The organism is Halovalidus salilacus (assembly GCF_031852275.1).
Taxonomy (GTDB): domain Archaea; phylum Halobacteriota; class Halobacteria; order Halobacteriales; family Natrialbaceae; genus Halovalidus; species Halovalidus salilacus.
Window position 1 is genome coordinate 1864828 of sequence record NZ_CP134700.1, and the last position, 22118, is coordinate 1886945.

Annotated in this window: 23 protein-coding genes and 1 tRNA gene; 13 read left to right on the top strand and 11 right to left on the bottom strand. The window is 67.0% G+C overall.

Features of this window, described 5'->3' with window-relative positions; genetic code table 11:
* Positions 1 to 14 precede the first annotated feature (14 nt).
* From ilvB to RJT68_RS09210, 3 genes are all read right to left on the bottom strand, one after another.
* Positions 15 to 1841: a biosynthetic-type acetolactate synthase large subunit gene (gene ilvB, locus RJT68_RS09200; RefSeq protein ID WP_407040059.1), complete on the bottom strand. Its 1827-nt coding sequence runs from the start codon at positions 1839 to 1841 to the stop codon at positions 15 to 17.
* 439 nt (positions 1842 to 2280) lie between these two features.
* Positions 2281 to 3522: a LeuA family protein gene (locus RJT68_RS09205; protein ID WP_455196260.1), complete on the bottom strand. Its 1242-nt coding sequence runs from the start codon at positions 3520 to 3522 to the stop codon at positions 2281 to 2283.
* A gap of 358 nt (positions 3523 to 3880) precedes the next feature.
* Positions 3881 to 4474, bottom strand: a complete 594-nt coding sequence (locus RJT68_RS09210) for a winged helix-turn-helix transcriptional regulator (RefSeq protein WP_407040060.1) — start codon at positions 4472 to 4474, stop codon at positions 3881 to 3883.
* Positions 4475 to 4724: 250 nt separating this feature from the next.
* On the opposite strand from RJT68_RS09210, the gene RJT68_RS09215 reads away from it, so the two are divergent.
* Positions 4725 to 5180 carry a ferritin-like domain-containing protein gene (locus tag RJT68_RS09215; RefSeq protein WP_407040061.1) on the top strand — a complete coding sequence of 152 codons (456 nt, stop codon included), beginning with the start codon at positions 4725 to 4727 and terminating at the stop codon, positions 5178 to 5180.
* A 165-nt stretch (positions 5181 to 5345) separates the two neighbouring features.
* Here RJT68_RS09215 and RJT68_RS09220 read toward each other — a convergent pair whose 3' ends face one another.
* Positions 5346 to 5663, bottom strand: a complete 318-nt coding sequence (locus RJT68_RS09220; protein ID WP_407040062.1) for a hypothetical protein — start codon at positions 5661 to 5663, stop codon at positions 5346 to 5348.
* 196 nt (positions 5664 to 5859) lie between these two features.
* Here RJT68_RS09220 and RJT68_RS09225 point away from each other — a divergent pair, with 196 nt between their 5' ends.
* From RJT68_RS09225 to RJT68_RS09240, 4 genes are all read left to right on the top strand, one after another.
* The gene (locus RJT68_RS09225; RefSeq protein ID WP_407040063.1) at positions 5860 to 6228 is read left to right on the top strand and encodes a cupin domain-containing protein; all 369 of its coding nucleotides are present in this window, start codon (positions 5860 to 5862) and stop codon (positions 6226 to 6228) included.
* A 166-nt stretch (positions 6229 to 6394) separates the two neighbouring features.
* Positions 6395 to 6745 carry a DUF7344 domain-containing protein gene (locus RJT68_RS09230; RefSeq protein WP_407040064.1) on the top strand — a complete coding sequence of 117 codons (351 nt, stop codon included), beginning with the start codon at positions 6395 to 6397 and terminating at the stop codon, positions 6743 to 6745.
* A 140-nt stretch (positions 6746 to 6885) separates the two neighbouring features.
* Positions 6886 to 7221, top strand: a complete 336-nt coding sequence (locus RJT68_RS09235) for a hypothetical protein (RefSeq protein ID WP_407040065.1) — start codon at positions 6886 to 6888, stop codon at positions 7219 to 7221.
* A gap of 84 nt (positions 7222 to 7305) precedes the next feature.
* Positions 7306 to 7527, top strand: a complete 222-nt coding sequence (locus RJT68_RS09240) for a hypothetical protein (RefSeq protein ID WP_407040066.1) — start codon at positions 7306 to 7308, stop codon at positions 7525 to 7527.
* A 424-nt stretch (positions 7528 to 7951) separates the two neighbouring features.
* On the opposite strand, the gene RJT68_RS09245 is transcribed toward RJT68_RS09240, so the two are convergent.
* From RJT68_RS09245 to RJT68_RS09255, 3 genes are all read right to left on the bottom strand, one after another.
* A tRNA-Trp gene (locus tag RJT68_RS09245) sits at positions 7952 to 8126 on the bottom strand.
* A gap of 67 nt (positions 8127 to 8193) precedes the next feature.
* Positions 8194 to 9141 (bottom strand): DUF5794 domain-containing protein, encoded by a 948-nt coding sequence (locus RJT68_RS09250; RefSeq protein WP_407040067.1) that lies wholly within the window; start codon positions 9139 to 9141, stop codon positions 8194 to 8196.
* Positions 9142 to 9553: 412 nt separating this feature from the next.
* A complete protein-coding gene (locus RJT68_RS09255; protein ID WP_407040068.1) occupies positions 9554 to 10885 on the bottom strand; it encodes a TiaS agmantine-binding domain-containing protein in 1332 nt (443 codons plus the stop codon).
* 240 nt (positions 10886 to 11125) lie between these two features.
* Here RJT68_RS09255 and RJT68_RS09260 point away from each other — a divergent pair, with 240 nt between their 5' ends.
* Complete coding sequence (locus RJT68_RS09260) at positions 11126 to 12094, top strand: transcriptional regulator (RefSeq protein WP_407040069.1); 969 nt, start codon at positions 11126 to 11128, stop codon at positions 12092 to 12094.
* Between the two features lie 183 nt (positions 12095 to 12277).
* Here RJT68_RS09260 and RJT68_RS09265 read toward each other — a convergent pair whose 3' ends face one another.
* Positions 12278 to 12523, bottom strand: coding sequence for a glutaredoxin family protein (locus RJT68_RS09265; RefSeq protein WP_407040070.1), 246 nt, complete (start codon positions 12521 to 12523; stop codon positions 12278 to 12280).
* A 92-nt stretch (positions 12524 to 12615) separates the two neighbouring features.
* On the bottom strand, positions 12616 to 14028 hold the full coding sequence (locus RJT68_RS09270; RefSeq protein WP_407040071.1) for an NCS2 family permease: 1413 nt from the start codon (positions 14026 to 14028) through the stop codon (positions 12616 to 12618).
* A 286-nt stretch (positions 14029 to 14314) separates the two neighbouring features.
* Here RJT68_RS09270 and RJT68_RS09275 point away from each other — a divergent pair, with 286 nt between their 5' ends.
* Positions 14315 to 15640, top strand: a complete 1326-nt coding sequence (locus RJT68_RS09275) for a glycerate kinase type-2 family protein (RefSeq protein WP_407040072.1) — start codon at positions 14315 to 14317, stop codon at positions 15638 to 15640.
* Between the two features lie 125 nt (positions 15641 to 15765).
* Positions 15766 to 16428, top strand: coding sequence for a potassium channel family protein (locus RJT68_RS09280; protein ID WP_407040073.1), 663 nt, complete (start codon positions 15766 to 15768; stop codon positions 16426 to 16428).
* Between the two features lie 357 nt (positions 16429 to 16785).
* Here the strand turns inward: RJT68_RS09280 and RJT68_RS09285 are convergent, their stop codons facing one another.
* The gene (locus RJT68_RS09285) at positions 16786 to 17892 is read right to left on the bottom strand and encodes a DNA methyltransferase (RefSeq protein WP_407040074.1); all 1107 of its coding nucleotides are present in this window, start codon (positions 17890 to 17892) and stop codon (positions 16786 to 16788) included.
* A gap of 163 nt (positions 17893 to 18055) precedes the next feature.
* On the opposite strand from RJT68_RS09285, the gene RJT68_RS09290 reads away from it, so the two are divergent.
* The 5 genes from RJT68_RS09290 to RJT68_RS09310 all read left to right on the top strand — a co-directional run bounded on the left by RJT68_RS09290 (position 18056) and on the right by RJT68_RS09310 (position 21771).
* Entirely contained in the window at positions 18056 to 18316 is a 261-nt protein-coding gene (locus RJT68_RS09290; RefSeq protein ID WP_407040075.1) for a hypothetical protein, read from the top strand.
* Between the two features lie 104 nt (positions 18317 to 18420).
* The gene (locus RJT68_RS09295) at positions 18421 to 19416 is read left to right on the top strand and encodes a beta-ribofuranosylaminobenzene 5'-phosphate synthase family protein (protein ID WP_407040076.1); all 996 of its coding nucleotides are present in this window, start codon (positions 18421 to 18423) and stop codon (positions 19414 to 19416) included.
* Positions 19417 to 19441: 25 nt separating this feature from the next.
* The gene (locus tag RJT68_RS09300) at positions 19442 to 20281 is read left to right on the top strand and encodes an RAD55 family ATPase (RefSeq protein ID WP_407040077.1); all 840 of its coding nucleotides are present in this window, start codon (positions 19442 to 19444) and stop codon (positions 20279 to 20281) included.
* A gap of 96 nt (positions 20282 to 20377) precedes the next feature.
* Positions 20378 to 21307: a hypothetical protein gene (locus tag RJT68_RS09305; protein WP_407040078.1), complete on the top strand. Its 930-nt coding sequence runs from the start codon at positions 20378 to 20380 to the stop codon at positions 21305 to 21307.
* Positions 21304 to 21771, top strand: a complete 468-nt coding sequence (locus RJT68_RS09310) for a hypothetical protein (protein ID WP_407040079.1) — start codon at positions 21304 to 21306, stop codon at positions 21769 to 21771. Before RJT68_RS09305 ends, RJT68_RS09310 begins: the two co-directional genes overlap by 4 nt.
* A 72-nt stretch (positions 21772 to 21843) precedes the next feature.
* On the opposite strand, the gene RJT68_RS09315 is transcribed toward RJT68_RS09310, so the two are convergent.
* Positions 21844 to 22092: a hypothetical protein gene (locus RJT68_RS09315; RefSeq protein ID WP_407040080.1), complete on the bottom strand. Its 249-nt coding sequence runs from the start codon at positions 22090 to 22092 to the stop codon at positions 21844 to 21846.
* Positions 22093 to 22118 lie beyond the last annotated feature (26 nt).

Sequence of the window (22118 nt, forward strand, 5' to 3'; positions counted from 1 at the left end):
CCTCCGTTCGACGGTCATAGCTGATCCTCCGTCAGCGCGAACTGGCCGTTGTCGCCGCCGCTCGGCACCATCGGGTAGACGTTCGCCTGCGGGTCGATGTGGACGTCGATCACGGACGGCCCGTCGTAGGCGAGCGCGGCCTCGATGGTGTCGGCGACCTCGTCGTAGTCGTCGATGCGGAACCCCTTCGCGCCGAACGCCTCGGCGAGCTTGTCGAACTCGGGCATCCAGTGGTAGTCGGAGGCGGAGTGGCGGCCCTCGAAGAAGGCGTCCTGCCACTGCCGGACCATGCCGATGTACTCGTTGTTGAGCACGGCCACCGTGATGTCGAGGTCCTCGCGGACGGCCACCGACAGCTCCTGGATCGTCATCAGGAACGAGCCGTCGCCGTCGATGCAGACGACCTCCTGGTCGTCGTCGGCCGCGAGGCGCGCGCCGATGGCCGCGGGCAGGCCGTAGCCCATCGTCCCGAGGCCGTGGCTCGAGACCCACGTGCGCGGCTCGGTGAACGTCCAGTACTGGCAGGCCCACATCTGGTGCTGGCCGACGCCGGTGGTGACGACCGCCCGGTCGCTCGTGGCCTCGTCGAGCGCCTCGACGACGAACTGCGGCTGGACCGGTTCGTCCTCCGGCACCTCGTAGGCCATGGAGTAGTCGGACTTCCACTGCTGACACTGGGCGCGCCACTTCTTCGCCTTCGGCGAGGTCTCGACGGCCTCGCGCAGTTGCTCGACGACGGTCGCGGCGTCGCCGACCAGCGGGTAGTCCGCGTGGATGTTCTTCGAGATCTCGGCGGGGTCGATGTCGACGTGGATGACCTCCGCGTCGGGCGCGAAGGTCTCGATCCCGCCCGTCAGGCGGTCGTCGAACCGGGTGCCGATGGCGATCAGCGTGTCGCAGTGGGTGATCGCCATGTTGGCGTAGCCGGTGCCGTGCATGCCCGCCATCTCGAGGGAGAGTTCGTGGTCCTCGGAGAACGATCCGATGCCCGGCATCGTGGTGATGACCGGAATCTCGTGTTCGATCGCGAACTCGCGACAGACGTCGCTCGCGTTCCCCTTGATCACGCCGCCGCCGAGCAGCATGGCGGGTTTCTTCGCCTCCTCGATCCGGCGCGCGGCGGCCTCGACGATCTCCGGATCGGCCTCCTCCTGCACGTGGTAGGTGTCCGGCACTCGCGGCTCGTCGGGCTCCCTGTCGGTCACCGCGTTCGTGACGTCCTTGGGAAGGTCGACCAGCGTCGGGCCCGGTCGTCCCTCGCGCGCGAGCGCGAACGCTTCGCTGACGTCGCTACCGACGCGGTCTGGATCGCTCGAGAACGTGTTGTCCTTCGTGATCGGCGTCGTGACGCCCGTGGTGTCGGTCTCCTGGAAGGCGTCGTTGCCGACGAACGCGGTCGGCACTTGGCCGGTGAGCGCGAGCACCGGATCCGAGTCCATGTCGGCGTCGGCGATGCCGGTGACCAGGTTCGTCGCGCCCGGTCCCGACGTGGCGAGGCAGACGCCCGGGTCGCCCGCGACGACCCCGTAGGCGTCGGCCGCGTGTGCCGCGCCCTGCTCGTGGGCCATCGTCACGTGGTAGATCTCGGAGTCGAACAGGGCGTCGTAGACGGGCATGATCGCCCCGCCCTGGACCCCGAAGGCGTACTCGACGCCGGCGTTCTCGAGGGCCCGGACGACCGCCTCGGCGCCCGTCGTGACGGGCTCCGTCGCGGTCGCGCCGTCGGCGTTTGGACCCGGACCGGCGGCGTCGGCGCCCCCGTCCGAGGGACGTTCGGTTTCTCGAGACTGTTCGCGCTCCTGTTCTTCCGTCGGTTTGACGGGTGTCGCGCGTTCGCTCATCGGTTCCCTCCCGCAGGCGCCCGATTCGGTTCGGGCGCCCGGCGATCGTTCGTGGTCGTGCGGTGGTGTGTCATCTGGTGCGTGGTTGGGTGTCGGCTTGCTGGTGAGCTACTCGCTCTGACGTTCGAAAACGGTGCGAATCCGGGGCTGTGGAGTGCGATGTAAGGGGCTAGTGAGCCCCTACAATAGGAGTCGCGATGGCGCGAATGCCGACCAGCAGAGCCGACGTGGGTGCGCCGTTCGTCATTACTGAAGTGATAGGCGCGTCGAGGAACATAATGTTTGCGTGTTCCGTCGGATCCGCGATGCGAACGCGGACCGTCCCCGTGCGAGCGAACGCGCTCCCGATCGTGTTCGTGATCGCGACGAGTCGGCTGTAGCCGGTACTCACCGCTCGATAGCAGGGGCTCGCGAACGCCTGCGAACGGGGAGGTCATCCCTAGACGCGCACCTCCTCGTGCTCCTGTTCCCGGGGAACGTCCGCCTCCTCGGCGAACCGTTCCAGGTCGTCGACCGTGACGCGGCGCTTCTCGGCGCCGTAGTCTTTGACTCGCCGGGTTACCGCGCGCACCTGCTCCTCGCTGGGGTCGAAGCCCAGTTCGTGCAGGCGCTCGCGGACGGAGTGGGTGCCGGTGTGCTTGCCCATGACGAGTCGGCGCTTCGCACCGACCATCTCGGGGGTCATGACGCCGGGCTCGAAGGTGTCCGAGTTTTCGATGACGCCCGCGGCGTGGATGCCGCTCTCGTGGGAGAAGGCGTTGGCGCCGACGACGGGCTTGTTGCCCGGCGTCTCCATGGCGCTTTTCTCCTCGACGATTTCCGAGAGCTCCATGATGCGGGTCGTGTCGATCCCGGTATCGACCTGATACAGGGACTCGACCGACATCACGAACTCCTCGTAGGCGGCGTTACCCGCCCGCTCGCCGATGGAGTTGACCGACACCTGCGCCTGGGAGGCCCCGGCTTCGATGCCCGCCAGCGCGTTCGCGGTGGCCAGCCCGAAGTCGTCGTGGGTGTGGACGTCCACGGACGCGTCCGTGTGGTCGCACACCTTCGCGATCAGCTTTCGGAAGCGACCGGGCGTCGCCACGCCGCAGGTGTCGGGGATGTTGATCCAGTCGGTTCCCGCCTCGGAGACCGCTTCGATGACCTCCACCAGGAACTGTTCGTCGGTCCGGGTCGCATCCATGGGGGAGAACATGCAGGTCACTCCCGCCTCCTTGATGCGCTCGACCGACTCGACCGCGCGCTGTACGACTTCCGATCGAGTGGCGTGCATCGAGTCTTCGATCTGGACGTCGCTCGTGCTCACGAACGTGTGAACCATCTCGACGCCGGAGTCCAGCGCCGCCTCGATGTCCTTGTCGACGACGCGGGCTAACCCGCAGGTCGTCGTGCTGGTCGAGGAAGCGATGTCGCGAACTGCTTCGAACTCGGCGTCGGAGTTGACGGGGAACCCGGCCTCGATGACGTGGGTTCCCATCTCGTCCAGGATCGAAGCGATCTGACGCTTGTCGTCGTACGAGAACGAAGTTCCGGGCGATTGTTCGCCGTCCCGGAGCGTGGTATCGAAGACGCGTGCCGTCTCGATTTCGTCAGTGGAATCTAACGTGCCCTGGAAGAACTCGACCGCCCTGAGGGGTCTCAGAGCCGGCGTCGTCTGGTGTAGACATTGTATCAGATACCGACGGGGGACATGGTATAAATACTTGACGCTGTTCGGCTCCCGGGACGCCACCGACGCGACGTCGACGGTTCGGACGTCTCGAAAAACCGAGGGGCGTAAACGTCCTAATATTGGGTGTACAGATTAATACTGTATATAGTGCGGACGAGCGATCGACCGATCGGTCCCGCGTTCACCCCTACGTATCGCCCCGTCGGTCGCTGATCGCGCTGGCGCGCGCCGGTGGACGTTCGACTACTAGGGTGGCGAGACTCGAGCCGAGAGTACAAATTCATCCACGGGAGACACGACGTAGTGGACGAACGGTCATTCTCGTTCGCCGAAGCGAACCGCACACGTGTGGCGGGAGGGGTCAGTCGTCGGCCTCCTGACGGGCCTCGTTCCGGGTGACGTGTCGGTCCGCACAGGACGGACAACAGAACGTCTCGATCTCGCCGTCGATCGTTCGGGTGATGGCGTTGCCGGTCGTCTCCGTTCCGCAGACGACGCACTCGAGGGCGAACCCGGCCGCGGAGACACCGACGATTCGGTCGGCGCGGTTGAGCAGCGACACCTCGTAATCGACCAGGTCCGAGAGTTCGAAGCGGGACTCGAGCCACGAACGGACGTCCGTGTCCGGGAGGTTCGCGTAGACGACGACGCTCCCGTCGAGCGTTTCGAAGACGTTTTCGACGCCGTCGAGGTCGGCCGCGGTGGCGTAGACGTCGTCGACGTCCGCCGGTTCCACCCGGAGGGTGACGAGCACGGAGACGGGCCGCTCGAGTTTCGACTGGTCGAGGTCGACGGTGAACTCCCTTATTACCCCCTGTTCCTCCAGTCGGGAGATGCGGTCGGAAATCGCGGGCGGGGTGAGACCGACGTGGTCGGCGATCTCGTTGTACGGCCGTCGAGCGTTCTCCGAGAGCAGTCGGAGGATTTCGAGGTCGGTCTCGTCGAGGTCTCTCATACCTTCCGCTTATGACGCATCCACTATCAGTCTTTTCTCAAACTTCCCGTGGTGAAATGAATCGTTTATACACGATACTGAACATCGAAACGATCCGTTCTGTCATCAATCGGAGCGTCGTCGGTCGATCGAGGAACTCGAGGCGGATCCGTCGGCCCACGCCGACCGGCCGCGCCATGCGCACGGTTTACCGGGGCAATCAATCGCCGGTGTGGGTCCTATATACCTCGTCGACGTAGCAGTAAGGGCCATGACGTCCGACGAAGTCACAGACCTGTTGCGGCGAGCGTACCTCGACGAACTCGAGACCGTGATGAACTACCTCACGAACGCCATCGTCCTCGACGGCGTCCACGCCGAGGAGGTCAAAGAGAGCCTCGAGGAGGACGTCCAGGAGGAACTCGAGCACGCGAACATCCTCGGCCAGCGGCTCAAACAGCTCGAGGAGTCCCCGCCGGGCTCCGAGGAGTTCGAGGCGAGCCAGTCGAGCCTCCAGCCCCCGTCGGACACGACCGACGTCCAGTCGGTCATCGAGGGCGTCCTCGAGGCGGAGGAAGGGGCGATCGAGACCTACCGATCCCTGGTCGAGGCCGCCGAGGAGGCGAACGATCCGGTGACCGAAGACGTCGCGGTCACCATCCTCGCCGACGAGGAGGCCCACCGCACGGAGTTCCGCGGCTTCCAGAAGGAATTCCCGATGGACTGAGCGGACCGACGGTCCGCTTCGGGTCCTCGTGCCGTCCGAGAGCGTTCAGTCGTCGGCGCTCTGGATCTCGAGCGCAGAGACCAGAAGCGACCATCGTTCGTGCGTGCGAGCAATTCCCGTCCGACCTCGAGCTTTCCTCGGGTTTCTCCGTCCGATCCCGTGTCTCTACGGCCCGATCCCTTCGACGGGGACTTCCGCTTCGCAGTTGGGGCACGACGCGTACATCGATGATCCCGTGTAAGTCCACTCCGTTCCGCACTCCTGGCAGGTCAGCGAGACCTCGTCGATCGCTTCTTCCGCGTCGGTCTCGAGGGTTCGCAACCGGGAGACGACCGCGTAAAGGTCGTCGACATCCTCGCGGTCGATCGGAAACTCGTCGTCCCCAGCGACGAGCACGTAGTCGGTCGACCCATCGTCGACGCTCGCGACCGAGTAGCGTCCCTCCGCGACGAGTTCCTCCCGGCGGGTTCGATCAGCGGTCATCGAGTTTGGCAACGGGCGAGACGGTGGTTAGCGTCGTGCTTGCGAGCTATCTCGATCGGTCGCAGGTGGGAACACGACGGTCCGCCAACTCGGCCGTCGCAAGGAGGGTGAACGTCTCGATTCGATCGTCCATCCCCCTCCCGCCCGCACGGAAGGGGCACGTATATCGGTCGTCGTTCGAAATACCGTGACGATCATGGGATACCACGTCGTCGATCCCGAGGACGTCTCGCCCCTCGAGGATCGCCCAGTCGACGCGCGATCGATCAGCGACCACGTCGGACTCGAGAACGTCGGACTGCGCGTCTACCGCGCGGAACCCGGCCAACAGCTTCCGCTCGCGTACCACTTCCACGACGAGCAGGAGGAGGCGTTCTACGTTCTCTCCGGCACGCTCCACGTCGAGACGCCCGACGAGGAGTTCGTCGTCGAAGCGGGGTGCGCGTTCGTCGCCGAACCGAAAAGCCCCCACCGAGCGTTCAACCCCGACGATGCGACCGACTCCGTCGAGGTGCTCGCCCTCGGCGCGCCGTCGGTGGCCGACGCCCAGCCGTACGAACCCTGACCGTGCCGCGCCGTCGGTTCGGCCGATCGTGATCGGCGCAGACGGCTGCCGCTGTCCGAGCGACTGACCGTCGTTAATAAGCGCCGACACGCTACCGCAAGGATACCAATCGCTGTAGGCCACACCCCTTTGTCCGTCAAAGCCGCCCGTACAAACAGTATCGAATATGAAGCAAACAGACGCGTTTCGGGTGCTGGCCAGCGCGGATCGACAACTCGTCTTACACGAACTCCTCGAGCGCGACGGATCGGCCAACGTCGACGAACTGTCCCGCCAGGTGGCCGCCCGCAGACACCGTATCGAACCGGATCGGATCGACGACGAGAAGGTCGAAGCGGCCCACCTGCGCCTGGTCCACCACCACCTCCCGCAACTCAGCGAGCGGGACCTCCTCGAGTTCGACTGGGAGGAGCGGAAAGTATCGCTCGCCGACGATGAATCCGTCGATGAGGTGTTCGAGGCCGCCGAGGTACTGGACAGTTGGCCGCCCACCGATCTCCTCTATCGTCCGTCCTGATCGGTTCTGCGAGTTCGTTCGGAACCGCGTCGCTCTCCGTGATTCGCCGCCGAGCGGGATGCGCTCGAGCGTTTCGCCGAGCTATCGGAAACGGAAGCCGCCCCGTCGCACCTACGTCCCCCACCGTCGACGATCGGTCCATGGCAACCGCACACCCGACGCAGTTCGACCCGGAAACGCTCCAGACGTCGCTTCGACGGTATCTCGAGGGGGTCGACCGGGCCGGCGACCCGGAACGACTCGCCCAGCGACTCGCCCGCGAGCACACCCTCGGATCGGCAGTCGTCGGCTTCCGTCGAACCGGTCGCGAAGTGCTCCGCTACGACGATCGGACCGGCGCCCTGACGATCCACGAAATCGGCCTCGACGATCACCTGCCGTGTCTCGGAACCTGTTGGAAAGGACGGAATCTCGAGGCGTGGTTGCGCGAACATCGGTACTACCTCGAGTGGGTTCGGCCGGATCTGCGGCGGTAGGTCGCTCGCGGCGCGTCGACTCGAACCGTCGCCGATCGGACGCGTACGTGAACGCTTTTCCCGCTCTACTCGTCATAGACGGGTATGGTCGTCCGAGAACACTTCGAATCCGATCTCCGATTCTACGTCGCGATCGGCGTCTTCCTCATCCTGATCTACGTCGTCGGCATCGTCGCAGCGGCGATCCTGGGACTCGCCGTGATCGACCGGCGGATCATCCCGCTCACCGTCGGCTTCTTCCTCTTCATGTTCGTCTACTTCATCTCGATCAGCGTCCAGGCGCTCGAGCCGGACGGGGTCGAGTGAAGCGAGAAACACCCGCAGAAGTCCACGGACGGTCGCGGAGAACCACCGACTTGGCCAGTGTCCAGCGGGGGTACCGACTCGCCGGACCGACTCAGCATCGTTGCCGTAGGTGCCGAGTCGAGACGTGCCTCTGACAGTTCATCCCCCCGACTCGGCTACTGTCCCTCGGTACCTGGTTGAGAAAGCGGATCGGACTGACTGGTCAGTGTTGCTCGAGGGCGACGGTCACGACTCGACTGTCACGTCTCCCTCTCTGGTGAATGCGTCTCGAGAACGCGAGAGAAGCGGTTCTTCGTCCGCCGTGTCAGGGTCGGAGGGATTTGAACAACGCCTGAGAACCTGCGCTGCGCGCATAACCTCGGTCTCGTTCAAACCCCTTCTCGTCCAATACTCGCGGCTCGCGAGGTTGCTCGCCGCGAGAATATGGGGTCGGAGGGATTTGAACCCCCGATCGACTGATATCTCCGGTGCGCCTCGGAACTCCAGAGGGTCATCACACGGACACTGATCAGGTGCCCGATCAGTATATCAGTCTGGAGTGTCGTCCCGGGCGCGGGACCTCTGGAGTCAGTCGCCATGCCTGGCTTGGCCACGACCCCTCGAGATTCCCTTGGGGCATCCCGATTAAAGTGGTTTCGATTCGGCCGTCGTCGGGTGAACGAGGCCTCACAGCCACGGGGCCCGTCCGGCGGTGTCCGTGGTGTCGTCGCCGGGATACACCTCGTCCACCGTCTCGTCCGATTCGCCATCGCGATCGCCGTCCTCGTCGGTCGCGTCGGTCTCCGCGAGCTCGACGTCGGCGTCCGCGTGTCCGCCGTCGGCGACCGTCGCCGATTCGGGAATCTCGAGGACGCTCTCCGTTCGTTCTTCGACCGGTTCCGACTGCTGCGTGCTCCGCGGATCGATCGAGAACACCGCGGCGACGAGCAGCGCGGCCAGCGGCGCCTGTCCGAAGGCCATCCCGAGCAGCGACAGCGGGAGCAGGCCGAGCGCGACGGCGCTGCCGAAGCGGAAGCGGTCGACGTCCATGTACGTCCGCAGGTAGGGGGCCGCGAGCGCCACCGACAGTGCGAACCCGACGCCCACCGCGGCCGCGAGGACCGCGTTGGCGACCAGGACGGGGTCGTCCATCACGACGACCGTGATGCCGCTGGGGTCGAGACTCGCGACCAGCCCCAGGCCGATGATGACCCCCGGACTGGGGATGTACTCGCCGACCGTCGCGCTCGCCGTGTGGGCGGCGATGGCGGCGATCACGAGCGCCGCGAAGCGTTCGAAGACGACGATGTCGATGACGCTCTCGATCGCCGGCGCCAGCGCGGCCTGGACGGCCGCGAGGACGACCAGCGGGACCCCCACGAACAGGACGATGCCGACCTGTTCCCGGGGCGTGCCGGTCATCTCGGCGAGGATGACCGCGACGGTGGCGCTCCCGCCGAAGATCAGTAGGCCGACCTGGACGGCGCCGAGCGGGTCGTCGAGCGCGCCGGCGAGGATCAACGCGGGGAAGACCCCGTCGATCAGCGGGAGCATCATCACCAGCGCGAGCAGTCTGGCGTCACCGCCGACTATCCGCTCGAGACGGAGCGCGACCGGGTGTTGTGACGTACTCATCGATCACGACGGATGGCCGTGACCCGAGGCCAGCGGGTAATAGGGTGGACGGTCCCGGACGGACTGGTCCGCGTTCCAGTCGGTCGGCATCGACCAATTGGGGCCTCGTGCTGTGAGTTTGATTGTATTGAACCCGAACGTAAACGCGGTGACGGAGTCGTCGCTCGTCGGACCACCGGTTCGGGGTTCACTGAAACTCACAGCGTGCATACGTGATTAAAGCCTTGCGTTTACAATAAACGTTGCGTGAGGTGCGATCGCACATACGTCCGAATTCCTCGGCGACGGTGCCCGAATCGTAACGGTCGTGATCGAAAATGTACATCGACGCCGAGATCCCCGACCGACCGGACGCACCGATCGCGACGATCCACCGGTCGCCTCGAGCCGCCGTCAGGACTGCGATCGTCGATCACCGCTCGGGGTGGACCTGTCCGTCGAAGCCACCTCGAATCAGCGGCTTTGCGACGTGTCGACGCGCACAGGGCGGTACCTCGTACCACCCCCCCTCGAGGGCGCGCTCGAGCGGACGCTCGACCTTCCCTGGAGCGGTCGTCTTGCACGTCCGACAGCGGTAGCCCTGGTCACGCCCGGCGCTCTCCATCGTTCGATCGCAGTCCGGACAGGCGGGCGTCACCCGCTCGATTCGGACGAGGTCCCGGACGGCGAACTTCTCGAGTTTGAGCGTCCCGCGGGCGACCTCCCCGCAGGCCGTGATCCGATCGCCGACGCGGAGGGCGCGCACCCTGTCGCGAAAGCGTTTCGTGGGTTCGAAGGCCGCACACTCGAGGCGTCGTCCGTTTTCACCGCCTTCACTCGAATCGTCGGACTCGTCGGCATCGGCGGACTCGAGTTCGAGCGTCACGAAGACGTGCCCACCGCGTCTCGTTTCGGGGGGTGAGACGACGCGGCCGTCGACGCGGTAGGCCCAGCCGTCGACGATCTCCTCGTCCGCGTCGCGCGCGTTACGGAGGTGCACGTCGGTCCCCTGGTTCGTGACGAACAATCGGCTCGAGGCGACGGGTTCGCAGTCGATTCGGCGGGCGACGGTCCGGACCGCGTCGGGGTCGTCCCCCCTGATCCCGTGGAGGATCGGACCGGGCGTATGGGGGACGCAGACCGCCTCGCCCTCGCCGCGGTCGACCGTGTCCCAGACGTCCGGGTACCCCTCCGCCGCGGCGGCGAAGACGCTCTCGGCGTCGACCTCCCGCGGAGTTCCCCAGCGCTCGGGTTCCCGGTAGGAGATGTACTCGTAGGTCCACTCGATTCGAGGCGAGAGCGCGGCCCACGCGCCCACCGCGGCGAGGGCGCCGATCCGGCCGCGGCCGTTCCCGGCGCTCCACGACCGGTAGCCGCACTCGTCGATCAGCCCCGCCGCGTCGTCGATCTCGAGGTGGTCGCGGATCGCCTCGAGCGCGAACCGCCCCACCGCTTCGGGAACCGCCGTCGGATCGTGATCGGCCGCGACGAGCCCCGGGTTCGTCCGCTCGTCGTCGGTTTCGGCGAGTTCCTCGAGCAGTTCCCGCGCGTAGGAAAACACGACGTCGGACGCGCAGTCGGTGTGGATCGCGAGCGCCGCGTTCCCGCGCGTCTTGTACTTCACGGCCGGGTTGAGGCGTACGAGCAGGATCCGCGAGACCTCGGCACCCTCGCGGCGCAGTCGCTCGGCGATCCGCGCGGCGACGTACGTCGTGCACATGCCGCGCTCCCTCGAGTCCGAATCGTCGATCCCGACGACGGTCATCACCCGCGCTACTCGGTGGGCGGAGTAACGCCTTTCGAGAGCGATCCGGCGTGTCGTCCTCGAGGCTCCCCTCGAAGCGCGTCCGGAACCGACGCCGGACTGGGTCCGAAGCCGGGTACGGCGGTCCGATCCGACGTGAAGTCCTATATAAATATACTCCTGGCAGACGTCGAAATCGCCCGACAGTACGGGTTCGTTTCGGGGAAAACGTAATATACGTGGACTCGCTTACATCCCTCTATGTCCCGCTCCGCACTGGTCGGCAACGTCACCGCGATGCTCGAGGACGCGGGATTCGTGGTCAGCGACCGGTGTGCGATCCGCCCGAAGAGCTTCGACGTCGCCGCGCGCAGGGGTGACGACCTCATCCTCGTAAAGATCCTGGGGAACATCGACGCGTTCAACGAGGCGACCGGCCACGAGATGCGTCGGCTGGGGGAGTACCTCCGGGCGACCCCGCTGGTCATCGGACTCAGGAGTCGCGACGAGGACCTGAAGCCCGACGTGGTGTACTTCCGTCACGGCGTTCCCGTCCTCAGCCCCGACACCGCCTACAACCTGTTCATCGAGAACGTCGCGCCGCTGATCTACGCGGCGCCCGGCGGCCTCTACGTCAACATCGACGGCGACCTGCTCGCCGACGAGCGCCAGGACAGGGACTGGAGTCTCGGCCGCCTCGCGAACGAACTGGGCGTCTCCCGCCGGACCGTCTCGAAGTACGAGGACGGCATGAACGCCTCCATCGAGGTGGCGATGGCGCTCGAGGACCTGTTCGACGCGCCGCTGACGAGTCCTGTCGACGTGCTCGACGGGGCGGAGGAGGTCCACGAGGCCGATTCGACCCCGTCGGAACCCGAGGCCGACCCGGACGACGAGGAGGTCGTCGCGGTCCTGACCCGCGCGGGCTTTCGCGTTCACCCGACGCTGCGCTCGCCGTTCAAGGCCGTCAGCGAGGAGGAAGACGACGGCGAAGACGTCGTCCTCACCGGCCACTCGAAGTTCACCAAGGCCGCGGAGAAGCGCGCCCGGATCATGAGTTCGATCGGGCGCGTTACTCGAACCCGCTCGGTCTACGTCGTCGACCGGGCGAAGCGCGATTCCGTCGACGGGACGGCGCTCCTCGAGCGCGACGAACTCGAGGAGCTCCGCGACGCGGACGACCTCCGGGACGTGATCCAGGAGCGGTCGGAACGCGAAGAAGCCGCCTGAGGGACCCAGTTTTCGAACGGGTGGAAACGTACTCGAGGAGACGAAACCGTACCTCGGGGAAACGAAATCGTACTCGATGAGTCGAGAACGCGCTCGAGCCGTCAGCACCTCGAAACTCCGGAGAAGTAGACGCTCACACTCGACTCAGTTCTCGCCGAGGGACGAACCGCGCTCGGTGGTCGATCAGGCGTAGGTTTCCTCGAGGTACGCGACGATGTCGTCGCTCTCGGCCATGCCGTCGACGCCGTGTTCCTCGTCGACGATGACCGGAACGCCCGTCTGGCCGCTGACCTCCTTCACCTCGGTTCGCTCGTCGTGGGACCGCGGGACCTCGATCACGTCGTACTCGAGGTCGAGCTCGTCGAGCTTCCGGCGGACCTTCGCGCAGTACGGACAGCCGGGAAGTTCGTACATCGTGATCTCTGCCATGTCGGTGAGAAAATCGGGCCTCGAGTCGTAAGAGCGCACTGGTTGCGGCGGTGTGGGCGGGTTATCGGGAAAAATCGGCTAAATCGAGCGATTCAGCCGAGCATTCCGCTCGTGTAGACGTAGAAGTACCCGACGAGTACGACCGACATGAGCCACTGGCCGAGTCGGACGTCCTCGAGTTCCCCCGTCGCGGCCTTGATGATCGGGTACGCGATGATGCCGGCCGCCAGCCCGTTGGCGATCGAGTACGTGAGCGGCATGATCGTGATCGTCAGGCCGCCCGAGACGGCCCACGCGGGATCGTGCCAGTCGACGTCGAGGACGCCCTGAAGCATGATGATCCCGACGACGACGAGTGCGATGAACGACGCGTAGGCGGGGATCATCGCGATCACCGGAATGAGCACCAGCGAGGCGATGAAGAGGACGCCGACGACGAGGGCCGTTAGCCCGGTCTTACCGCCCTCTTCGACGCCGGTCGAGGACTCGATGAACGTCGTGACCGTGGACGTGCCGACGATCGCGCCCACGGTGGTGCCGATGGCGTCGGCCATCAGCGGCCGGTCGATGTCGGGCAGGTTTCCGTCCTCGTCGAGGAATCCGCCGAACTGCGAGACGCCGATGAGGGTTCCGGCGGTGTCGAAGAAGTCGACGAAGAAGAACGTGAAGACGACCAGTGTGAACGTGAACGGGTCGACGTCCTGCAGGCCGTCGACGAACGCGAACAGCAGCGGCGAGATGTCGTACTGGGGCGAGGAGACGACCGCGAACGACAGTTCGCCCCCTTCACCGACGAGGGCTGCCGGGAGGACGGACGTCCCGGCGAGGCCCGTGAAGTAGGCGAACCAGCCGAGGACCGTCGTGGCGACGATTCCGACGATGATCGCGCCGGTGACGCCTCGAGCCCAGAGGACGAACGTCACGAACAGGCCGAGCAGGCCGAGCAGCGCGGCGGGGTTCGTCGCGATCCCGCCGAGCGCGACCGCGGTCTCCTCGTCCGGGATGACGATCGACATCTCGAGCAGTCCGATGAACAGCAGGAAGATGCCGATCCCCGCTCCCACGGCGAACTTGACCGGTTCGGGGAACAGTCGAATCACGTACTCGCGAGCGCCGACCGCCGTGATCGCGATGAAGATGATCCCCTCGACGAACACCGCTGCGAGCGCCGTCTCCCACGGGATACCCATTCCAAGGACGACCGTGTACGCGAAGAACGCGTTTAGCCCCATCCCCGGTGCGAGCGCGAACGGTCGGTTGGCGTAGAACGCCATCACGAGGATCGCGACGGCCGAAGCGATGATCGTCCCGATGGCGATCATCTGTATGACCTGCAGCTCGCTGTAGCCTGAAACGTCGATCGCTTCCGCCAGGATGAACGGGTTCACCAGAATAATGTACGACATCGCGAGGAACGTCGTGACCCCCGCGACGGTTTCGGTACCCACGTCGGAGCCGTGTTCGGCGACTCCGAAGTACTCCTCCAGCGTTTCGGAAAGCCCCATATTGGACGACCGAGCATAACAACACCGGTAAGTTAAAGGTTCCCGTCTGCGCCGGAGGAGATCTTACGCACGATCGTGTATTATCCCGGCGCAGTCAGCTTTTGATCAGGTGGTGGATCGGAGATCAGAACCGTTCGAGCGTTCTGGCGGACCGGCGAACTTTACTCAGTCGGCGAACACGTACGACCATGGCGACCGTCAGTTCAGTGCGGGAAGGTACGTCGCGGTTCGTTCGCCCGCGCGGTAGTCGGTCTCGAGCCGGCCACCTTCCGCCGGGTGATTGCCAGTGATCGAGATCGGAGAACGCGACCGTCTGGCGACGACCGAGGCGCGCGACGTCGCCCTCGAGTGCCTCGAGGCGGGGATCGAGGCGGGCCACCCCCGACGGGTCGTCCGGGACGCGGTCTCCCTCGAAGAAGCGACCCTCCGCGTCGCGGACGCGACCTTCGACCTCGAGGCCTACGACGACGTCGTCGTTCTCGGCGGCGGAAACGCGGCCGCGCACGTCGCCGCGGCGCTCGAGGGGATCCTCGGCGACCGGATCGACGGGGGCGTCGTCGTCACGGACGACCCCGTCGAGATCGATCGCGTCGCGGTTCGCCGGGGCGATCACCCGGTCCCGAGCGAGCGAGGCGTCGAGGGAACGCGCGAGGTGCTCGAGGCCGCCGACGCCGCCGACGAGGGGACGCTCGTGCTGGCGGCGATCACCGGCGGCGGGAGCGCGCTCATGGCGGCGCCGGCGGGGGACGTCACCCTCGAGGCGCTGCGGGAGACGACCGACGCGCTGCTCGAGAGCGGCGCGACCATCCACGAGATCAACGCCGTTCGCAAGCACCTCTCTGACCTGAAAGGCGGTCGCCTGGCCCAGCGGGCGGCTCCCGCCACGGTCGTCTCCCTGATCCTGAGCGACGTCGTGGGCAACGACGTGAGCGTGATCGCCAGCGGACCACTGGCGCCGGACGGGTCCACCTACGAGGACGCGCGCGAGGTGATCGACCGGTACGGGATCGACGTCCCCAACGTGGTCTCACGACGCCTCGAGCGAGGTGCGGCGGGTGAACTCCCCGAAACCCCCGGATACGACGACCCGGCGTTCCAATCCGTGACGAACCGCGTCGTCGCGGACGGGATGACCGTCCTCGAGTCCGCGCGGGAGGTGGCGGCGTCCCGGGGATACGAGACGCTCGTCCTCTCGTCACGGATCCGCGGCGAGGCCCGGGAGGCGGCGCTCGCACACGTCGCCGTCGCGGAGGAGGCGCGTGCGACGGGGGAACCCGTTTCGCCGCCCGCGGTGATCCTCTCCGGCGGGGAGACGACGGTCACGGTACGGGGCGAGGGCCGGGGCGGCCCGAACCAGGAGTTCGCGACCAGCGCGGCGCTCGAGGTGGCGGGAGGGATCACCGTGGCCGCGATCGACACCGACGGGATCGACGGGCCGACCGACGCCGCCGGCGCGATCGTGGACGCCTCGACCGTCGACGACGCCGCGGCCGCTCGAGCGGCACTCGCCGAGAACGACGTAGAACCGTACCTTGCGGAGCGGGACGCGCTCGTCGTGACGGGACCGACGGGGACGAACCTGAACGATCTCCGAGTCCTAGTCGTCGGTTGACCGGGATCCACGATCGCTAGAGAACGCGTACCCGGTCGTCATGCTCCCGTCGGTCAAACGGACGATCCACCCCCCGGCCGTCCTCGAGCGAACGTATTTCACCACGGAGCGTGTAATTGTGTAGCATGAAGTACGTCATCGTCGGGTACGGACGGGTGGGCTCCCGAACGGCGCGGATCCTGGCCGAGGAGGGCAACGACGTCGTGATCGTCGACAACGACGACGATCGCGTCGAGCGCGCGGAGAACGACGGCTTCGAAACCATCCTCGGGAGCGGCGACGACGAGAACGTGCTGATGGACGCGGGGATCGAAACCGCGGACGCGATCGGCGCGTTCACGCCCGATCTCAACGTCAACTTCGCGGCCTGCATGGTCGCCACCCACCACGACTGCCGGACGGTCCTCCGGATCGACGAGGACTACCGCGAAGACATCTACGAAAAGTACGCCGAGGACGTCGACGAGATCATCTACCCGGAGCGACTCGGCGCCGCGGGGGCGAAGACGGCGTTACTCGGCGGCGACTTCAACGTCGTGGCCGACCTCGCGGCGAACCTCCAGCTCACCGTCATCGAGATCGGCGAGGGCTCGCCGGCGGTCGGCAAGCGGATCAGCGAACTCGAGTTTCCGGAAGCCGCTCGCATCTACGCCCACGGCCGCGAGCGCGAGTCGCTGACCATCCCGCTGCCGGGGACCGAACTGGCCGCCGGCGACGAGGTCGCCGTCGTCACGGAAATCGAGGCCGTCGACGACGTGCGCGCCGCGCTGTTGCCGGCCGAGACGTGAGGTGGGGCGTCCGCGTCGACGACGAACCGCAGCGTCTCGAGGTTTCCGCGACCACCCGCCGAGTCGACCGCGAACGACTGTCACCGTCGTCCTTCCCGTGAACGGCGGTCGTCCTCGTTTTTCTCTCGCGGACGGACAGACGTCCCCCTAGCGTGTCGTACGCAATCGGCCCTGCGCTCGGGGGAGGAGGGGGGAGGGCGAAGTGGGGGTGTGTTGTGGAATGCACAGGCGCGCCGGGAATGAGTGGGGGAGCGAAAGCGTCCCGGTCGCGCCTACTAGCGACGTCCGCCTCGACGGTCATAAATCTGAGTCAGACGTTCGCACGACGAAGCGATGACGCCCGATCGCTCGCGCCGTTCAGGGGTCGTCGACGCGGAAGACGAGGACGTTCTGGTGGACCATCGAGGGGACGAACGAGAACGGGTAGCCGTAGACGTGGAGGTCCTTCGTCGGGTCGTACCAGATCAGGTTCGCCCGGAGGGTGAGCGGCGCCGCCGCGGAGACGGCCCGGGCCAGGTCCGCCGAGAGGAACTCGTAGGACTGATCGCGGTACATGTCGCCGATGAAGACGACGACGTACTTGCCCGGTTTCACGGCGGAGGCGAATCGCGCGAACTTCCCGGCCATGTCGTCGAGCCAGTCCTCCTTCGTTTGGCTGGACTCCCTCTCGGCACCGACGTCATCGCCGGCCGCGTCGGCCGCCGCACCCGGATCGTGGTCAACGTCCCTTTCGTCGACTGCGTCGAGCGACTCCGGTGGCGAGTCGGCGTCGAACGCGCCGAGTTTGCTCTCGCGGGTCGCTCGAGGGTTGCGCGTCTGCTCGAGTTCGTCCATGTGCCAGTAGGGGACGTCGGTGAGCAACAGGTCGACCGAGTTCGACGGGAGTTCCTCGATAAGGTCTTCGCAGTCGCCGCGTCGCATGTCCTGGACGGCCAGCGGCGGTTCGCCGCGCTCGCGTCGGTTCGCGTTCTCGCGCTCGAGGATCTCCTCGTAGAGCGCGACCCAGCGTTCGTTGCGCTCGAAGCCGATGGCGTCGCGCAGGCCGGTCCCTTCGTGCTCGCAGAAGCTCGCGCCGAGCAGGATGCCGCCGACGCCGGCGAACGGGTCGAGGACGGTGTCGCCGGCCTTGCTGAACCGACCGATGAGGTCCGCACACAGCCGCGGGGGCTTCTGCCCGCCGTGTTCGCTGCGCAGGTCGTGTTGCACGTCTGGCGGGTAGCCCTCGGCGATCACCGACTTCGTCGCGTACTTCCACTCCCGCCCGGTCAGGTCGTTGATCCGGTTTCGCTCGTCGTAGATTCCCCGCCCCTCGAGGTACGTCTGGTGGTCGGCCAGTTCGTCCGTGTCGACGACCTCGCCGTCCTCCACGGGGAGGGACTCCGCTCGAGCCCGCTCCGCGTCGAATTCGCCCGATTCGGTGGTGAAGAGGCGACTCTGGTGGTGTCGGTCGCCGTCGTCTGCCATACCCGGTGTGGTCGCGGCGGTGATATAAATGCCTCGCCGGGACGTCAGACTCCGCGCCGACGCCGCGCGTCTCGAGCGGTTCCGACGACCACTCGGCGAACGCGACACTCCCGCTCCTCGAAAAAACGCTTATCGGACTCCTCGTCCCAGTCTAGCACGAGTCATGAGCGTCCGCACCGCGCTCCGGCAGAACCCCGTCTTCCTGGTCGCGTTCATCCTCGTCGGCCTCTGGCTGATCGCGACGGTCGTCGACGTCCTCTCGAGTATGGGCTCGTTCGCGTACGCGAACTGGGTCGGGCAGAGCGGGACCGCCGGGGTGATCGGCGTCGCCGTCCTCGGCGTCGTCGGCCTCTACCTCTTGCTCCTGTTCGCCAACCTCGGCCAACCGGACCCCGTCCCCGACCGGTTCCCGCCCGAGGAGTGACCGATCGGTCGTGAATCGAACCGTCACTCGAGGAGGGCCCACCACCTCGAGCGACGATTGTCGGCGTCGAAACCCCCTTGAGTGGGGATTTCGTAGCCGCGGCCATGGACACGGCACGGGCGACCGTCAGCGTGGGGGCCAGACTCCACGTCGGCTTCCAGAACCTCTCGCTGGCCCGTGAGCGGCTCTACGGCGGCATCGGCGTCGGCCTCGAGCGGCCGCGGGTGACCGTCAGCGCGACGTCCGCCGATGGGATCGAGACCGACGACGACCTCGTTCGCGCGTACGCCCGCCGCGCCGCGGAGGTTCTCGACGTCCCGGGCGCCGCGGTCAGCCTCGAGCGCGGGCTCCCCCGTCACGTGGGGCTCGGCAGCGGCACCCAGCTCGCGCTCTCGGTGCTCGCCGCCGTCGCGGTCGCGTACGACTTCGAGCCGCGCGTTCGGGAGCGCGCGCCGGCGATGGGGCGGGGCGGCCGGAGCGGCGTCGGTGTGGCGACGTTCGAATCGGGCGGATTCGTCGTCGACGCCGGCCACCCGACGAACCGGTTCACGACCGAACCGCCTGCGGAGGGCGACTGGACGGTGCCGCCGGTCGTCGCCCGCCACGACCTGCCCGAGGACTGGCGCATCCTCGTCGTCGTCCCCGAGGCCGACCCCGGTCGGAGCGGCGACGACGAGGACGCGAGCATGCGCGCAGTCGTCGAACGGGCCGACCCCGCTGTGGCGGACGAGATGGCGAGCGTCGTCACCCGACGGCTGCTCCCCGCCGTCGCGGAGGGTCGACTGGAGGCGTTCGGCGAAGCGATCGCCGAGATCGGCCGCAAGAACGGCTCCTGGTACGCCGACGCCCAGGGCGGGCTGTTCCGCCCGCCGGCCGGTGTGCTCGTCGAGACGCTCGCCGACTGTCCGGTCCTCGGCGGCGTCGGCCAGTCCTCCTGGGGACCCGTCGTCTACGGGGTGACCGACGAGGCCCACGCCGACGAGGCGAGGGCCGCGGCGGACGACGCCCTCGCGGACCAGGGCCTCGAGGGGTCCGTGCTCTGCTCCCCGCCCGCTCGGGACGGCGCGCGGATCGAACCGCGCGGCCGCCACAACAGGTAAACGGGTTCGCGCGAACCTCGGTGGTATGGAGCGCATCCCGCTCGGCGTCTCCCGGCTCGACCGGATGATGGGCGGCGGCGCGCCGAGCGGTAGCGTCGTGTTGCTCGCCGGCGAGACCGGGGCCGGCGCCCGCGAGTTCTGTTACACGAGCGCGACGGTCGCCGCCCTCGCTCTGGCGGACGAGGAGCGGTTCGACCTCTACTACGGCGGCCTCGAGTCGGGCGACGTGCGCCTCCCGGCGTCCGTCCACTACGTCTCGTTCACCGACGAGGAAGCCGCGATCCGCTCGGAGATGCGCCTCGCGATGGACGACGACCTCGTCGACGCCGGCGCGCCCGCCGTCGAATTCCGGGACCTCTCCCCGGAGTACTTCAAACTGACGCCGGTGCCGACCGACTGGTACGCCGGTCGAACGACCGACATCGGGGATCTCGGTAAGCGAACGGATCGTCGGGACGTCCTCGAGGCGTTCGGGGATTACCTCACCGAGCACGCCCCCGGGAGCCTCGTGGTGGTCGACTCGGTGACGGACCTGCTCTCGCTCCCCGACGAGGAACTGAACTGGGGCGACCTGACGGTCCTGCTCAAGGGGCTCAAGCGCGCGTCCTCCCGCTGGGGCGGTGTCGTCCTCCTGCTGGTCAACGCGGACCTCCTCGAGCCGACCCAACTCGGCCACCTCAAGGAGGCGACAGACGGCACCCTCCGCTTCGAGTGGGAGTCGGGGGGCTCCGAGCGGGCGCGCACGCTCGTCGTCGAACAGTTTCGCGGCGTCCTCTCGCGGTTCGAGGACGAGGACGTCGTCCGGTTCGAAACGGAGATCACCGACGCCGGGTTCGACGTGAGCAACGTTCGGAAAATACGGTGATCGTCCGACTTTCGTTCCGGACACTGGGACCGTATTATAACTATCGGTAAAATTCTGCAATAATCCTTATAGGATCGTCCGCCAAACCGGACGGTGATGGCGAGCCAGAACGGGGACGATCGGGCCGTCTCGATCGCGCTCCCCGGCGACGTCGCCGATTGGATCGACGCGGTGGCCGACGAGCGCGAGGAGCGTCCCGAGGACGTCTGTCGACGACTCGTCGTCGCCGTCCACGCGGCGACCGACGACGAGTTCGCTCCCGCGAGCGCCGACGACCTCGCCGACCTCGAGGAGACCCTGACCGACGACCTCGAGTCCCGGCGCGCCGAGTTCCGCGACCTGCTCGAGGACGTGCGCGAGCGCGTCATCCAGGTCAAGCGCGAGGCCGACGCCAAGGCGCCCGCCGATCACGCCCACCCGGAACACGCGACCGTCGACGACCTCTCGTCGGTCGAGTCGGACCTCCGCGCGCTCGAGCGGACGGTCGAGTCGGGGTTCGACAACTTCGAGTCGGTCCTCGACCACCTCGTCTCCCGGACGGACGAACTCGAGGACCGTTCGAACGCGCTCGCGAGGGCGCTGCTCGACCTCCGCGACCACCGCAACGCCCTCGCCGAACGCAGGCGGCGCGCGGCCGAGGTCGAGTCCCTTCGACGATCGGCTAACCGCCTCGGCGTCCGGACGGCGACCTGCGAGGCGTGCGATTCGCGGGTCGACCTCGGCCTGCTGGCCGATCCGACCTGCCCCCACTGCGCGCGTTCGTTCGCCGAGGTCGAACCCAAGACGTCGTTTTTTGGGTCACCGACGCTCTTGACGGGCGATCCGCCCGCGCTCGAGGGGCGCGTCGAGCGCGCGGTCGATCCCGAACCGTCGACGGCGCTCGACGCGGTGGAATCCGAACTGGACGCCGACGGGACCGAGAGTGTGGACGCGACCGGTGATGCGACGAACGACGCAACGGAGGGTACGACGCGCGATGCGACGAGGGGCGAGACTGGCCGACCGACGGGAGGTGACGCCGAGTGACGGACGATTCGAGCCCCGACGCGTCCGACACTATCGACACGATCGATCGCCGAACGGCGACCGAATCGGACGATTCGAGTTCGCGACGAGGGGTACCCCTCGAGGACCTCGTCGCGTCGCTCGAGGAGCGCGCATCGAAGGCGGGCGACGAACCCGACGCCGTCCACGAGTTCTTGGAACGGGAGTCGGTCGCCGACCTGGACACCGAGGCCCTCTGGGAACGGGTGGAAGGTGAACGAGATCCCGCACCGGTCGACTCGGAGACGGAGCGGGAGGTCAGGGAGATCGAAAAGGCGAGTTACTGCCACCGCTGCGAACACTTCGCGCGGCCGCCCGAGGTCGCGTGCACGTACGACGGCTCGGAGATACTCGAGATGGCGTCGCTCGACACGTTCCGGGTGATCAATTGTCCGGTCGTCCTCGAGGACGAGCGTCTCGAGCGGGAGAATCGAAACCGTCGGTGATCGTGCCGGCCCGGGATCGCTCGACCGGGATCGGGGCGTCGACGCGGCGGCGCGATGGTGCGGCTCGAACTGTCACAGCACCGTCCTGTCGCCGCAGGTGGGACAGTACATCATCCCGGCCTCGATCAGCACGTAGCTCCGGTCGCAGTGCGAGCACGGACAGCCGACGGAGACGCCGGACGTGCGTGCGAGGCCGTCGAGGGCGTTCCGCAACAGCACCTGTCGGTGTTCGACCGCCTCGATCCGCTTTTGCAGCCCCTCGAGTTCCGCGGCCAGGCGCCGCTGTCGGTGTTTTTCCGGACCGATACTGGGTGTGGGCATCACCCTCGTCCTACGTCGCGCCCGGA